Below are 11,761 nucleotides of genomic sequence, written 5' to 3' on the forward strand. Positions count from 1 at the left end.
ATTACTGTTGCGCGTAATCCGTAATACCACCGAAATCATTAATAGCGCGCCATTTAACTACTCCGGAATGATTAATCGGCCACTCTTTATAGGTGAGAGGGCCAATCATACCGGGTTCAGGAATTTCCTTAGCGCCAACAGAAATAACAAAAAAAGAGACGAAGTAAGGTGTTGGATTTTGGGCAACCAGCTTTGAACCCTCAACTTTAAATCTCAGCTTGCGCCACGCCTCGGCAGGTTCACCAGCAAGGCCATCAGGACGATAGAAAATCTTAAACTTTGATTTAATATTGACCTGAAGCTTGTTCGCTTCATCTTTTTTGCTGGGAGCAATACTTTTTACATTGAGCCAAAAAACGGACTCACGATCCGCAGGCAGCGTTCCGCCGATATAATTAATGCGCAATACGTTCTGCTGTTCGGGATCGAGTCGAAATAACGGCGGCGTAACGATAAACGGCACCCGACTTTTATCGTTTGGCCGATAATTCTCTACCCACGATTGCACCAGATACGGTGAATGGGTATCTGCGTTAGTCACCGATATTGCCGCTTCACGCTTCCCTTCCTGATAAATAACACGGGTCCCACCCGTGACAATACCGGCCTGTGCCGCAGCGGATAACGCTGACAGGGCTATCGCGGCGATTGTTCGTTTCATAATCACTACCGTCCGGGATTAATAAAGCGGGTAATATCATCCGGGATGGATGACCACGCGTTACTCAATATGCTGCCCGTATTTCAGCCGGATAAGAGCGGGTCCCCGGCCTACGGAACCATGAATTCATCAGCTTTACCCGCTTTAAAGGGATTAGTTGTAAACCATATTGAAGTTAGCTGTACCGTTAGCTGAACCGGCGGAAACCGCGCTGGTCGAGACATAGTCAGCAAAGAATTCCAGATCGGCCGTCCCTGTAGCCGCTCCGCTCGCGCCGGCGGTAACGCCGTGGGCGTGTGATACAGCGCCGAGATCAACCGGCGTCGACTTGTCGTCTTCGTACAGTTTTATCGCCACCCCGCTCGCGGTACCGTTAATCGCCAGCAGGTCACTATTGTTGGTATCGCGGGTACCGTCAAACAGTACCGAGACGGAGGTAACGGTGGAAGGGCAATCTTTCACTTTGATGTGGAAGGAAGTTTTAGTCGTTTCAGAACCGGCTCCGGTAAAATAGCTGCTCGCCCATTTCCCCAGATCGACGCTTTGATTCGCGCTGGTGCTATCAACATTACAGGAGGAGTCGGTAATGGAGCCGGTAAACTCTACCTGGCCGCCCGTTCCCTGGGTTCCCGCACTGGAACCTGGATTGACGGTCATTGCCGAGCGCGCCGGTTGCGAAGGACTGGATAATACGGTACCGGACACCAGAGCACCGACAAGCATTGCCATAATACGAAATTGCGTCTTCATTATTAATCTCATCTCTAACTTATATTTTCTACAGATTGAGCACGGAGACTTTAAAAGCCGGGCAAATCTGCGTTTAGTTCCTCCCTGTTAATAATATTCGCGTTCCGTCCGCAGGACATCAGGAGCAAAACCTGAGCTGCTTAATCAACTATTCAATAAACAGAATGTATGCCGCCGCACGGACAAACCATTTATTAAGTGAATAAATAAATACTATCTCGCTCAATTACAAACCGCAATATTTTGTTATGTTAATGAAATGATGTTTTATTTTACATATAAAAATGATATTAAATATACTCTGCAAGTTGTTAATTAATACCGCCTAAAATCACGGCACAACAACATCAAAAAGCAACATTAGCCTGTAAAATTTAACAATCACCATAAAATTCAAGCCAATTATTCGGCTATCATTTTGTGAGTAACCCATATATTTACGCAATATTAGGATTATTCTTAGATTGGTTTTCATATTATTTTCGTAACCCAATAAACAATAATCAGGCTAATGATTTTAAATAAATGGTACTGGGGTTATTTCAAACGGAAGCCGCGGATAATTGCAGGCGAATAACAATCATGATTTCCTGGAATAATAAACCCGCAATCTGTGATGACGATTGCGGGTTGTTTTCAGCATGAGTAGATAATGGCTGGCGCTCAGAACAGACCCAGCGGCGCGGTACCATAGCTCACCAGCAGGTTTTTCGTCTGCTGATAGGCGCTGAGCGCCATCTTATGCGTTTCACGTCCCACGCCGGACTGTTTATAACCGCCAAATGCGGCGTGCGCAGGGTAGATATGATAGCAGTTGGTCCACACCCGACCGGCTTTAATGCCGCGCCCCATGCGATAGGCCAGATTGCTATCCCTCGTCCATACCCCTGCCCCCAGGCCAAATTGGGTCTGGTTCGCAATAGACAGCGCCTCAGCTTCATCTTTAAAAGTGGTGACGCCGATTACCGGGCCAAAGATCTCTTCCTGGAAGCTGCGCATATCGTTATGCCCCTCAATCAGCGTCGGCTGAATGTAGAAACCGTTATCCAGTTCCGCAGAGATGCTGGCGCGTTCGCCGCCGGTCAGAATCTTACCGCCTTCATCGCGCGCGATCCTGATATATGAAAGGATCTTATCGAACTGCTGGCGCGACGCCTGCGCGCCAATCATGGTGTCGGTATCAAAGGGATCGCCGCGGCGAATTTGCGCCACCTTGTCCATAACGCGCGCCATAAAAGGCTCATAAATAGATTCCTGAATCAGCGCGCGAGACGGGCAGGTACAGACCTCCCCCTGGTTAAAGAAGCCCAGAACCAGACCTTCAACCGCCTTTTCAATAAACTCTTCTTCGCCTTCCAGCACGTCAGCAAAGTAGATATTAGGGGATTTGCCGCCCAGCTCAACGGTACAAGGAATAATGTTTTCCGCCGCGCAGGCCATTATGTGGCGGCCAACCGGCGTGGAGCCGGTAAAGGCGATTTTAGCGATGCGTTTACTGGTGGCCAGCGCTTCGCCCGCCTCTTTACCAAAGCCCTGCACGACGTTCAGGACACCCGCCGGGAACAGATCGCCGATAATCTCCAGCAGCAGCGTGATGCTAAGCGGCGTCTGCTCTGCCGGTTTCAGCACCACGCAGTTGCCTGCCGCCAGCGCCGGAGCCAGTTTCCAGGCTGCCATCAACAGCGGGAAGTTCCACGGGATGATTTGACCGACTACGCCGAGAGGCTCATGGAAGTGATAGGCCACCGTCGTTTCATCAATCTCCGCCGTACTCCCCTCCTGCGCGCGCAGGCAGCCGGCGAAATAGCGGAAATGATCGACCGCCAGCGGCAGGTCAGCATTCAGGGTCTCACGGATCGGTTTGCCGTTATCCCAGCTCTCCGCTACCGCCAGATACTCAAGATTAGCCTCAATACGATCGGCCACCTGCAGCAGTATATTTGCCCGCTCCTGAACCGACGTTTTCCCCCAGCCGTCGGCGGCCCGATGCGCCGCATCGAGGGCGAAGTCGATATCTTTGGCATCGGAACGCGGAAACTGACCAATGTTGCTACCGTCGACCGGGGAGGTATTCATAAAGTATTCACCGCCGATCGGCTCGACAAATTTACCGTCAATAAAGTTACCGTAAGCTGACTTCAGTGAAACCAAAGCGCCCGGCGTGCCAGGATGTGCATAACGCATCGCGAATCTCCTTCATGTAGGGTTGAGGCGCAGCGGCGTATTAGTTTTGTCCGGCGGCTCGCTGCGTCTCCACTCCATTGCAGGGGTTATGCCACTTTTTTATTAATTAAAAAGACTATGATTTTCAAAAAATTAGATTATTTACCTATTTTCATAACGCGCAAAATTTCCCTTATGTGTCGCGAATCGCAACACATAAAAAACCTTATCGCTACAATATTGCAACAAAAATAAGACGACGAGGTGTCCCGTGCCTGGAAATCCATTTGCCCTGTCGCCAGAGGTGGAAGCAAGCCCGCTGCTGAGCGACTCCTGGTGCCGCAGTCGGCGCTATGGACTCGACCCCGCCACGCATGACTTCCCTCGCCTGCGCGCCAGCGAACTGGCAGACAGGCTCGCCAGCCATAGCCGTCTGCAAAAGCTGGCTCAGCCGGTGGTCAATGAACTATCCGGCAAAGTAAATGAACTACAATCCGTCGTGGTTCTCTCCGACGCCAGCGGCCTGGTGCTGCAAACCTTCGGTAATTCGCACGCCATGAAGCGTGCACAGCGCCTGGCTTTAGCACCGGGCAACCTGTGGAGCGAAAGCGGGCGCGGGACTAACGCCATTGGCACCGCGCTGGCGATTAACGATAGCTGCGAAATCAATGGCCGCCAGCATTTCCTGACCAGCAACCAGAGCCTTTATTGCGCCGCCGTGCCGTTGCAAAGTCCCGATGGCAAAATAGCCGGAGTACTGGATATCTCCGGCCCGGCCCAGTTTCCGCACGCCCGCACGCTGGCGTGGGTAAAAGGCGCCGCCAGGCAGATAGAGTATCTGTGGGTTAAACAAAGTCTCCATCCGCAGCAGTGGCTGATGAGCCTGCATTCTCAACCGGAAAAGCTCGACGGCGTGGACGAACTGTTGCTGATCTTCAGCGATAATATCCTGATGGCGGCTAACCGGCTGGCAATGCGCGAACTCTCTCTCAACGCCAGCCTGTTCGGCCAAATCACGTTCCAGCAGCTTTTTCCGCAGCTGCAGCAAACCGCCGTCAGCGTGCCGCTGCCGCTCGCCGTCGGACAGCAGAAATACTATTACCTGCTACGCGCTCCCGCTACCGCCAGCGTGGCGATCGCTTCCCGTCCGAGCCTCGATTTGCCTTTCTCCAGCCAGCAGGAAGGGGAAAAGCTGCTGCGCCTGCTTAATGCCGGTATCGGGTTATGTATTGAAGGAGAGACCGGATGTGGCAAAGAGTACGTCAGCCGTCTGCTGCACCGGCACAGCCGCTGGAGCAGCGGTAAATTTGTCGCCATCAACTGCGCCGCCATCCCGGAATCACTGATTGAATCAGAGCTGTTTGGCTACCAGCCCGGCGCGTTTACCGGCGCCAATAAAAACGGCTATATCGGTAAGATTCGCGAGGCCGACGGCGGCGTTCTGTTTCTTGATGAAATCGGCGATATGCCGTTAACGCTACAAACCCGTCTGCTGAGGATCTTACAGGAGAGAGAAGTCACCCCGCTTGGCGCCAGCCGAAGCTTGCCGGTTAACTTCGCGGTAATTTGCGCTACGCACCGCAACCTGGCGCAGCGGGTAGCCGAAGGCACCTTCCGTGAGGATCTGCTCTATCGCCTGCGTGAGTTTGCCCTGACGCTGCCGCCGCTGCGCGAGTGGCCTGGACTGCCCGCGTTTATCCAGCGATTATGGCGCGAACTGGGAGGAGAAAAGCGTCGCATCACGCTGGCTCCCGAAGTTGTGCAACACCTGGCGACTCAGCCCTGGCCGGGCAATGTTCGCCAGCTGCAAAGCCTGATGAGAGTTTTGCTGGCGCTCGCCGAAGAGGGCGAAACGCTGGGTATCGATGATTTGCCTCATGAATATCGAACCCCGGCTGTCGCCCATACGCCGTGCGGGCTTCAACAGCACGATGCCCGGCTGATTGCCGATACTCTGGCAAACTATAACGGCAACATCAGCAAGGCCGCACGGGCTTTAGGCATCGCGCGCAGTACGCTGTACCGCCGTGCAGCACGCCGCGGAGACCATGGCGCATAGCATCTGCCTTCGCTCAGGGGGTAAAGCGCGGCGGTAGCCATGCGAACATACGTCTGCTCACGGCTTCACATAGCAACGTTAAACGACGGCCAACGCGCAGCCAGACAAGCTTTGCGATGCAGACGCCCCAGACGGAAACCAACACCGCCCCGACCATATCCAGCGGAAAGTGAACCCCAAGGAAGATTCGCGCCCAGGCCACCGGCAGCGCCGCCAGCAGCAGAAATATCCCCAACGCGCGCAGGCGCAGCGACAGTAATGCAAAAGCGGCGCTAAACATTACCGTGCCGTGGTCGCTCGGGAATGAATTATCCGCCGGATGATTTATCCAGGTATGGCCGAGAGGGATCATGAACGGACGCGGATGAAACCACAGCATGGCACAGGCAGCTCCCAACCCCAGCGCGGTCAGAATGCTCAGGGCACAAAACAGCGCCTGACGATGCCCCTGCCGCCCTCCTGAAAACCACAGCCAGAGCAGAACAGCCGGAACCACAAAAATAATTCCGCTCGCCGAAAAACGAGCCAGCGCCAGGATGATTTCCGGGGTACCGGGCGATGCATTCAGCGCTAAAAAAGCGCTTTGATTTAACGTTTCCAGTGCGTTCATGGCGATAGCTCGCGGCAGTCATATTACCGTCATTATCGCTGAGCCGGCTTAAGTTACGCTTAACCCGGCGCTAAGAGTCGTCCTGATTGCGGCCGGTTTAAGTCGTTGGATATATCTGCGCTGGAAGACGCGCCAACAGCTCATCTATTGCTACACGAATCTTCTGCGGGATCCATGGCGCCTCCGGCCAGACGGCGCTGATTGCGAAATTAACCCTCGCGCTATCCGGCAAGACGGGCATCAATAGTCCCTGAGCAATCTCTTGCGCCACCAGCCAATCAGGGATCCAGGCAATCCCCATATCGCTCATCGCCGCAGCGGCAATGGCGGCAAAATCATCCATCGCCAGCTGCGGCTGCGGTCGCACCAACATGAGGCCGGTTTGCGGCTCGTTGAGCTGCCATCTTTGAACCTGACCGCCGCGCAAATAGCCGATAGTTCGATGCTCAGTCAGCTCTCCAACGGTTTGCGGGGCGGGATGCGTTTGCAGATAACGGGGCGACGCGCAGAGTACCATTCCATGCTCGCCCAGATGACGAGCCTTAAGGAAGCTCGAATCAGCTAAAGTACCGATGCGAACCGCCAGATCGAACCCCTCTTCAAATAAGTTAACCTGGCGATCGTTAAACGATAGCTCCAGCGTTAGCTGCGGATAACGCTGGCCCAAAGTAAACAGGATTGGCGCCACGCAGCGCTGGCCAAAAAGAACCGGCAGACTGACCCGCAGCCGTCCTTTAACCTCAGTTTTTCCCCGATGAATTTCATCTTCCGCTTCACGAATACCGTCCAGCGCCTGTCGGCACTGCTGATAGAACAGCGCTCCCTCTTCGGTCAACGTCTGTTTACGCGTCGTTCGTTGAAACAGCGCAACGCCCAGCCGCTCCTCCAGCCGCCCGATGGTTTTGCCCACCGCTGAACGGGTGACGTGCAGCGTTTGCGCCGCTTTCGCGAAATTACCGCTCTCAACGACGGTGACAAACACCGGGATACCGCTCAGGTCATGGTTCATAAAATTGGTTCCATAAAGGCTACAATCCAGGAAAATAATGTCACTACTGGAGAAAAATAGACAGTGCTAATCTGTGCCAAACGAAGTTACCTGAGGCGCTATTTATGAGTCAGATATTAGTATTGAAATCCAGTATTAACGGCCCGGCATCGCTAACGAACCAACTCATTGACGAGTATATTTTATCGCGTCGGGAAACCGGTCATCAGGACACCCTTGTTGAACATGACCTGACAAAGATGGCGCTGCCAACGCTGAGCGGCGAGCTTTTTGCCGCCCTGCGCGGCGCCACTGCTGCCTGCCAACAAACGCAGCGCTATGTCGCCTTATCCGATACCTTAATCGAAGAGTTAAAAGCCTGCGATCTGCTGGTCCTTGGCGCACCGATGTACAATCTTAATGTTCCGACAGACCTGAAAAAATGGTTTGATTTAGTGGCCCGCGCCCAGAAAACGTTTCGCTATACCGAAACCTGGCCTCAGGGGCTAGTCGAAGGCGTCCGCGCGGTGGTGATGAGTTCACGCGGCGGCATACACGAGGGACAAGCTACCGACGCCGTGACGCCATATCTCCGATCGGTCCTTGGCCTGATGGGCATCAGCGATGTCGAGTTTATCTACGCCGAGGGGCTGGATATTAAGCCGCACGGCCGCGATAAAGGAATTGCCCTTGCCAGACGCGGCATCGTGGATGCGGCAGTACGGAGCTGACGGCTGCGTTATCGAGAGATCTGGCGTAATCTTGTTTTTTATTTTAGAATTTACTAAATTTAGAAAAGACTAAAATAAATGAATACGCCAGAACAGCTACAGTCCAGCGCCGGTGAAGCCGCCGCGCTATTGAAAGCCATGAGCCATCCCAGCAGGTTATTGATCTTGTGCATGCTGTGCGATACGCCAGGCACCAGCGCTGGTGAACTGGCGCGGATCACCGGGCTGAGTCCCTCCGCTACCTCCCAGCATCTGACGCGAATGCGCGATGAGGGGCTCATCGGCTGCGAACGTCAGGCGCAGCGAATCCATTATTTCATCACCCAACCAGCGGTTCAGCAAATCGTGAGCACGCTGAAGTCGATCTTTTGTCCTTAAGGAGCGTTTATGACTATCGCCACGCTTTCTCCTGCGGAAACCCAGGCACTCATCGAACGGGGCGCCCGGCTGATCGATATCCGCGACGCCGATGAGTACGCCCGCGAACATATCCCCGGAGCGGAACTGGTGCCGCTGGAGACGCTAAATAACGCCGCCGCGCTACACGCCCGCCCTGAGGAGACCATTGTGTTTCACTGTCAGGCTGGCTCGCGTACCCAGAATAACGCCATCCGCCTGGCGAACGCCGCTGCACCGGCCCAGGCAAAGCTGCTGGCCGGAGGTATTCAGGCGTGGAAAGCGGCGGGTCTGCCGGTAAAAGAGGATAAATCTCAGCCGCTACCGCTCATGCGTCAGGTACAAATCGCCGCGGGCATTCTGATTTTGCTCGGTGTGGCTTTAGGTTACGCTTTTAGCAGCGGATTTTTCCTGCTGAGCGCGTTTGTCGGCGCCGGTTTAACCTTCGCCGGCGTCACCGGCTTTTGCGGTATGGCGCGCCTTTTAGCGCTGATGCCGTGGAATCGTCGCTAACCGCTACTTCTTTTGGTCAGCTGTTTACAATGCTTTTGCTAAGCTATGGTTATTATCAGCGATAAGTTTTTTCAGCCCATAGGAGAAGAAGTATGTTTTCAGTCGGTGACCTGGTACAACCGCTTGCAGGCGGGCCAAAACTCAAAGTCGTTGAAGTCCAGGACGGCCACATTATCGCCGTTCAGGCGAGTAACGAGCAGGGTGAGAAATATACGCTGAAGCCAGAGGAAGTGACGGCCTATAAAGAAGAGGGTGATTTCGGCGTGTGCTGATTAGGCCGAGAAAAAAACGGTGGGCTTGCCCACCGTTTTTATATTAGATCAAAAAGCTCTCAAGGGATTTCCCCTCGGCGACCGCTTTAGCTAGCGGCTTCGGCATACGTCCCTGTCCGGTCCATGTTTTTTCTTCACCGGTATAATCGATAAAACGATATTTAGCCGGACGCGGCTGGCGCTTTTTACCGCCTTTAGGGGTGGAAGCAGTTTGACCGACTAATTGCTCAGGCGTAATACCGTCAGCCATCATTAATTCCAGCCAGGTGTTTATTTTTTCCTGATATTCCGCCCGCTGTGCCTGAGCCGCCTGCTCTTCAGCACGTTTTTCTTCAGTGACGGTCCTTAGCTTTGCCAGCATATCTTCAAGCACGTCAATGGAGAATTCACGGGACATTGCGCGGAGTGAACGGATATTATTAAGTTTATCTAATAGTAATGACATATAATTCAAAAAATTCCCAAATAGCAAATGAAACAAATGTTACGGCGCTAGTTTAATGGATACGATTATTTATTTCCAGTCTTTAAGCACTCCCGAATATATCAAAAAAAAGATTCATAAAACATACAACTAATAAATCAATAAACACAACATTATCAGAAATGAATAAGCTCGTGCAGACCGAAAAATATTAATAACGCCCCTGTCGTCAGTTATTGCCTGTATGCTCAGCAGGTTATCAGCACCTCCCGGTCAGAAAACCAAAACACGGCATATAAAGGCACGGAATAATAATGCGCTCAATATGAATAGCCACCCGGAGATAGAAATAGCATATTGCACTGCATTTAAGCCATTTAATGCACAAAAAACTCCAAAAGTGACATCAGTCACATCAATACGCGATTCTGTAATGAAATCACGCTAGCATCGGCCGAAATGCGGCCGATTCCTGGAACAGGAATAAAAACATCTATTTGATATATAAAGAAAAAATCAGCAAAGAGAACAAAAGTAGCGCAACGAACAAAAAATAGACTATTGCAGAGTATTTTATCGACCAAAAGCCATTAAATAAAAATTTATAGCTAGTTGATAGTTTTAATGCAGAGATATAATCTACGCACATCAAAACAGCCCCCCAAAAACGCTGATTTAACGCGAATATTTTGGCATTATCGACTTCATTTTCGAGGAGCACACCGATGTTCTCTGCGCAGTCCCGCTTGCGTCATGCGGTAGCAGACACCTTTGCGATGGTGGTTTACTGCACCGTTGTGAACATGATGATCGAAATTTTTCTCTCCGGAATGACTTTCCAGCAGTCTTTATCTTCGCGACTGGTGGCGATCCCGGTGAACATTATTATTGCCGTGCCTTACGGCTTCTATCGCGATTTCGCGATGCGTCAGGCGCGCAAAGTCAGCCTGTCAGGCTGGATGAAGAATATTGCCGACGTGGTGGCCTATGTTACTTTCCAGTCACCGGTCTACGTCGCGATTCTGCTGGTCGTCGGCGCCGACTGGCATCAGATCGCCGCGGCGGTGAGTTCAAATATCGTCATATCGATGATGATGGGTGCAGCGTACGGCTATTTCCTCGACTACTGTCGCCGCCTTTTCCGCGTCAGCCCCTATCAGCAGGCCAAAGCCTGAGTTGATGCAAAAAAGCGACTGGTTCCGCCAGCCGCTTTTTGTCAGCTATATTGCGTTTCGCCAAATAAGCCACTCAGAAAACGCTCAAGCGCCATGCGCGAACTGAACCCGTGTGGAATACCATAATGCTGCTGAGCATCGCCCGCTAAATACAGCGGAAACTGCTCGTAATGATCGCAGGTTTTGATATCCGACGCGGGCTCCGCAAGCGTGGTGCTACGCTCTTTTAAAGCCGGATGAATAATTAACGCGGTACGCCCCATACGAGCTTCACGGTTCACATATACATAATTATCGCCACGGCGATAGCCATACGCTTTTTGCGTAACAACATCCATGGTGAAGCCGGCTTTTTCAAGAACTCGCGCCACCTCATCGGGTCTTAAATACATACTAATTCCTCATTATCTTTTACCGCACGTTAACCTTACCTTATTCATTAAAGACAACGCTTTCGGAATATTCCATAAAGGGCTATTTACAGCATAATGCAAAATCCTGTCCTACACTTATAGACTGAATAATTCGAATTGCAGGACAAGGCACTTGTGCTTTGAACAGCACTGGCGCAGGCCCACAGGGGCCCGGGTAATACGGCCAGGGCGCGTGCAACTTGAAGTATGACGGGTATAAACCCAATGGAATAAAAGGGAGAAACTAATGGCCAATCGAGCAAACCGCAACAACGTAGAAGACAGCGCTGAAGATATCCATAATGAAGTCAGCCAATTAGCGGATACGCTGGAAGAGGTGCTGAAATCATGGGGCAGCGATGCAAAAGACGAAGCGGAAGCGGCGCGTAAAAAAGCGCAAACGCTGTTGAAAGAGACCCGCGCCCGTCTTAACGGCAATAATCGCGTTCAGCAGGCCGCATGTGACGCTATGGGCTGCGCCGACAGCTATGTGCGCGATAAACCGTGGCAGAGCGTTGGCGCTGCAGCAGCCGTTGGGGTATTTATTGGCGTATTATTGAATTTACGTCGATAATATCTCTGTCAGACCAATGAAGATAACAAATA

Annotated in this window: 14 protein-coding genes; 7 read left to right on the forward strand and 7 right to left on the reverse strand. The window is 52.1% G+C overall.

Annotation, left to right across the window (positions count from 1 at the left end):
* Position 1: 1 nt before the first annotated feature.
* The 3 genes from GJ746_RS19250 to GJ746_RS19260 all read right to left on the reverse strand — a co-directional run bounded on the left by GJ746_RS19250 (position 2) and on the right by GJ746_RS19260 (position 3,595).
* Positions 2-661, reverse strand: a complete 660-nt coding sequence (locus GJ746_RS19250; RefSeq protein ID WP_154681626.1) for a molecular chaperone — start codon at positions 659-661, stop codon at positions 2-4.
* A 153-nt stretch (positions 662-814) separates the two neighbouring features.
* On the reverse strand, positions 815-1,411 hold the full coding sequence (locus GJ746_RS19255; protein WP_154681627.1) for a fimbrial protein: 597 nt from the start codon (positions 1,409-1,411) through the stop codon (positions 815-817).
* Between the two features lie 663 nt (positions 1,412-2,074).
* The gene (locus GJ746_RS19260; protein ID WP_154681628.1) at positions 2,075-3,595 is read right to left on the reverse strand and encodes an aldehyde dehydrogenase family protein; all 1,521 of its coding nucleotides are present in this window, start codon (positions 3,593-3,595) and stop codon (positions 2,075-2,077) included.
* Positions 3,596-3,845: 250 nt separating this feature from the next.
* Between GJ746_RS19260 and GJ746_RS19265 the strand changes: the two genes are divergently transcribed.
* On the forward strand, positions 3,846-5,633 hold the full coding sequence (locus tag GJ746_RS19265) for a sigma-54-dependent Fis family transcriptional regulator (RefSeq protein WP_154681629.1): 1,788 nt from the start codon (positions 3,846-3,848) through the stop codon (positions 5,631-5,633).
* Between the two features lie 13 nt (positions 5,634-5,646).
* Here GJ746_RS19265 and GJ746_RS19270 read toward each other — a convergent pair whose 3' ends face one another.
* Together GJ746_RS19270 and GJ746_RS19275 are read right to left on the reverse strand one after the other, a co-directional pair.
* The gene (locus GJ746_RS19270; protein ID WP_154681630.1) at positions 5,647-6,243 is read right to left on the reverse strand and encodes an undecaprenyl-diphosphatase; all 597 of its coding nucleotides are present in this window, start codon (positions 6,241-6,243) and stop codon (positions 5,647-5,649) included.
* A gap of 97 nt (positions 6,244-6,340) precedes the next feature.
* Positions 6,341-7,252: a LysR substrate-binding domain-containing protein gene (locus GJ746_RS19275; protein WP_154681631.1), complete on the reverse strand. Its 912-nt coding sequence runs from the start codon at positions 7,250-7,252 to the stop codon at positions 6,341-6,343.
* Positions 7,253-7,356: 104 nt separating this feature from the next.
* On the opposite strand from GJ746_RS19275, the gene GJ746_RS19280 reads away from it, so the two are divergent.
* The 4 genes from GJ746_RS19280 to GJ746_RS19295 all read left to right on the forward strand — a co-directional run bounded on the left by GJ746_RS19280 (position 7,357) and on the right by GJ746_RS19295 (position 9,143).
* The gene (locus GJ746_RS19280) at positions 7,357-7,962 is read left to right on the forward strand and encodes an FMN-dependent NADH-azoreductase (protein ID WP_154681632.1); all 606 of its coding nucleotides are present in this window, start codon (positions 7,357-7,359) and stop codon (positions 7,960-7,962) included.
* Positions 7,963-8,040: 78 nt separating this feature from the next.
* Entirely contained in the window at positions 8,041-8,340 is a 300-nt protein-coding gene (locus tag GJ746_RS19285) for an ArsR/SmtB family transcription factor (RefSeq protein WP_154681633.1), read from the forward strand.
* A 9-nt stretch (positions 8,341-8,349) separates the two neighbouring features.
* Positions 8,350-8,871 (forward strand): rhodanese family protein, encoded by a 522-nt coding sequence (locus tag GJ746_RS19290; RefSeq protein WP_154681634.1) that lies wholly within the window; start codon positions 8,350-8,352, stop codon positions 8,869-8,871.
* Positions 8,872-8,963: 92 nt separating this feature from the next.
* The gene (locus GJ746_RS19295; protein WP_154681635.1) at positions 8,964-9,143 is read left to right on the forward strand and encodes a hypothetical protein; all 180 of its coding nucleotides are present in this window, start codon (positions 8,964-8,966) and stop codon (positions 9,141-9,143) included.
* Between the two features lie 43 nt (positions 9,144-9,186).
* Here GJ746_RS19295 and stpA read toward each other — a convergent pair whose 3' ends face one another.
* Positions 9,187-9,588, reverse strand: coding sequence for a DNA-binding protein StpA (gene stpA, locus GJ746_RS19300; RefSeq protein ID WP_154681636.1), 402 nt, complete (start codon positions 9,586-9,588; stop codon positions 9,187-9,189).
* Between the two features lie 704 nt (positions 9,589-10,292).
* On the opposite strand from stpA, the gene alaE reads away from it, so the two are divergent.
* On the forward strand, positions 10,293-10,742 hold the full coding sequence (gene alaE, locus GJ746_RS19305; RefSeq protein ID WP_154681637.1) for an L-alanine exporter AlaE: 450 nt from the start codon (positions 10,293-10,295) through the stop codon (positions 10,740-10,742).
* 41 nt (positions 10,743-10,783) lie between these two features.
* Here the strand turns inward: alaE and GJ746_RS19310 are convergent, their stop codons facing one another.
* On the reverse strand, positions 10,784-11,134 hold the full coding sequence (locus GJ746_RS19310) for a DUF2002 family protein (RefSeq protein WP_004123942.1): 351 nt from the start codon (positions 11,132-11,134) through the stop codon (positions 10,784-10,786).
* 268 nt (positions 11,135-11,402) lie between these two features.
* Here GJ746_RS19310 and GJ746_RS19315 point away from each other — a divergent pair, with 268 nt between their 5' ends.
* Positions 11,403-11,729 carry a DUF883 family protein gene (locus tag GJ746_RS19315; RefSeq protein WP_154681638.1) on the forward strand — a complete coding sequence of 109 codons (327 nt, stop codon included), beginning with the start codon at positions 11,403-11,405 and terminating at the stop codon, positions 11,727-11,729.
* Positions 11,730-11,761: the final 32 nt, after the last annotated feature.

The organism is Klebsiella oxytoca (assembly GCF_009707385.1).
Lineage (GTDB): Bacteria > Pseudomonadota > Gammaproteobacteria > Enterobacterales > Enterobacteriaceae > Klebsiella > Klebsiella oxytoca_C.

Bases quoted from the DNA above. Each gene is read 5' to 3' on its own strand.
- GJ746_RS19275 (WP_154681631.1), bottom strand. From the start codon at position 7,252: ATGAACCATGACCTGAGCGGTATCCCGGTGTTTGTCACCGTCGTTGAG.
- GJ746_RS19315 (WP_154681638.1), top strand. From the start codon at position 11,403: ATGGCCAATCGAGCAAACCGCAACAACGTAGAAGACAGCGCTGAAGAT.
- GJ746_RS19270 (WP_154681630.1), bottom strand. From the start codon at position 6,243: ATGAACGCACTGGAAACGTTAAATCAAAGCGCTTTTTTAGCGCTGAAT.
- GJ746_RS19285 (WP_154681633.1), top strand. From the start codon at position 8,041: ATGAATACGCCAGAACAGCTACAGTCCAGCGCCGGTGAAGCCGCCGCG.
- GJ746_RS19290 (WP_154681634.1), top strand. From the start codon at position 8,350: ATGACTATCGCCACGCTTTCTCCTGCGGAAACCCAGGCACTCATCGAA.
- GJ746_RS19255 (WP_154681627.1), bottom strand. From the start codon at position 1,411: ATGAAGACGCAATTTCGTATTATGGCAATGCTTGTCGGTGCTCTGGTG.
- GJ746_RS19260 (WP_154681628.1), bottom strand. From the start codon at position 3,595: ATGCGTTATGCACATCCTGGCACGCCGGGCGCTTTGGTTTCACTGAAG.
- GJ746_RS19280 (WP_154681632.1), top strand. From the start codon at position 7,357: ATGAGTCAGATATTAGTATTGAAATCCAGTATTAACGGCCCGGCATCG.
- GJ746_RS19310 (WP_004123942.1), bottom strand. From the start codon at position 11,134: ATGTATTTAAGACCCGATGAGGTGGCGCGAGTTCTTGAAAAAGCCGGC.
- GJ746_RS19250 (WP_154681626.1), bottom strand. From the start codon at position 661: ATGAAACGAACAATCGCCGCGATAGCCCTGTCAGCGTTATCCGCTGCG.
- stpA (WP_154681636.1), bottom strand. From the start codon at position 9,588: ATGTCATTACTATTAGATAAACTTAATAATATCCGTTCACTCCGCGCA.
- GJ746_RS19295 (WP_154681635.1), top strand. From the start codon at position 8,964: ATGTTTTCAGTCGGTGACCTGGTACAACCGCTTGCAGGCGGGCCAAAA.
- alaE (WP_154681637.1), top strand. From the start codon at position 10,293: ATGTTCTCTGCGCAGTCCCGCTTGCGTCATGCGGTAGCAGACACCTTT.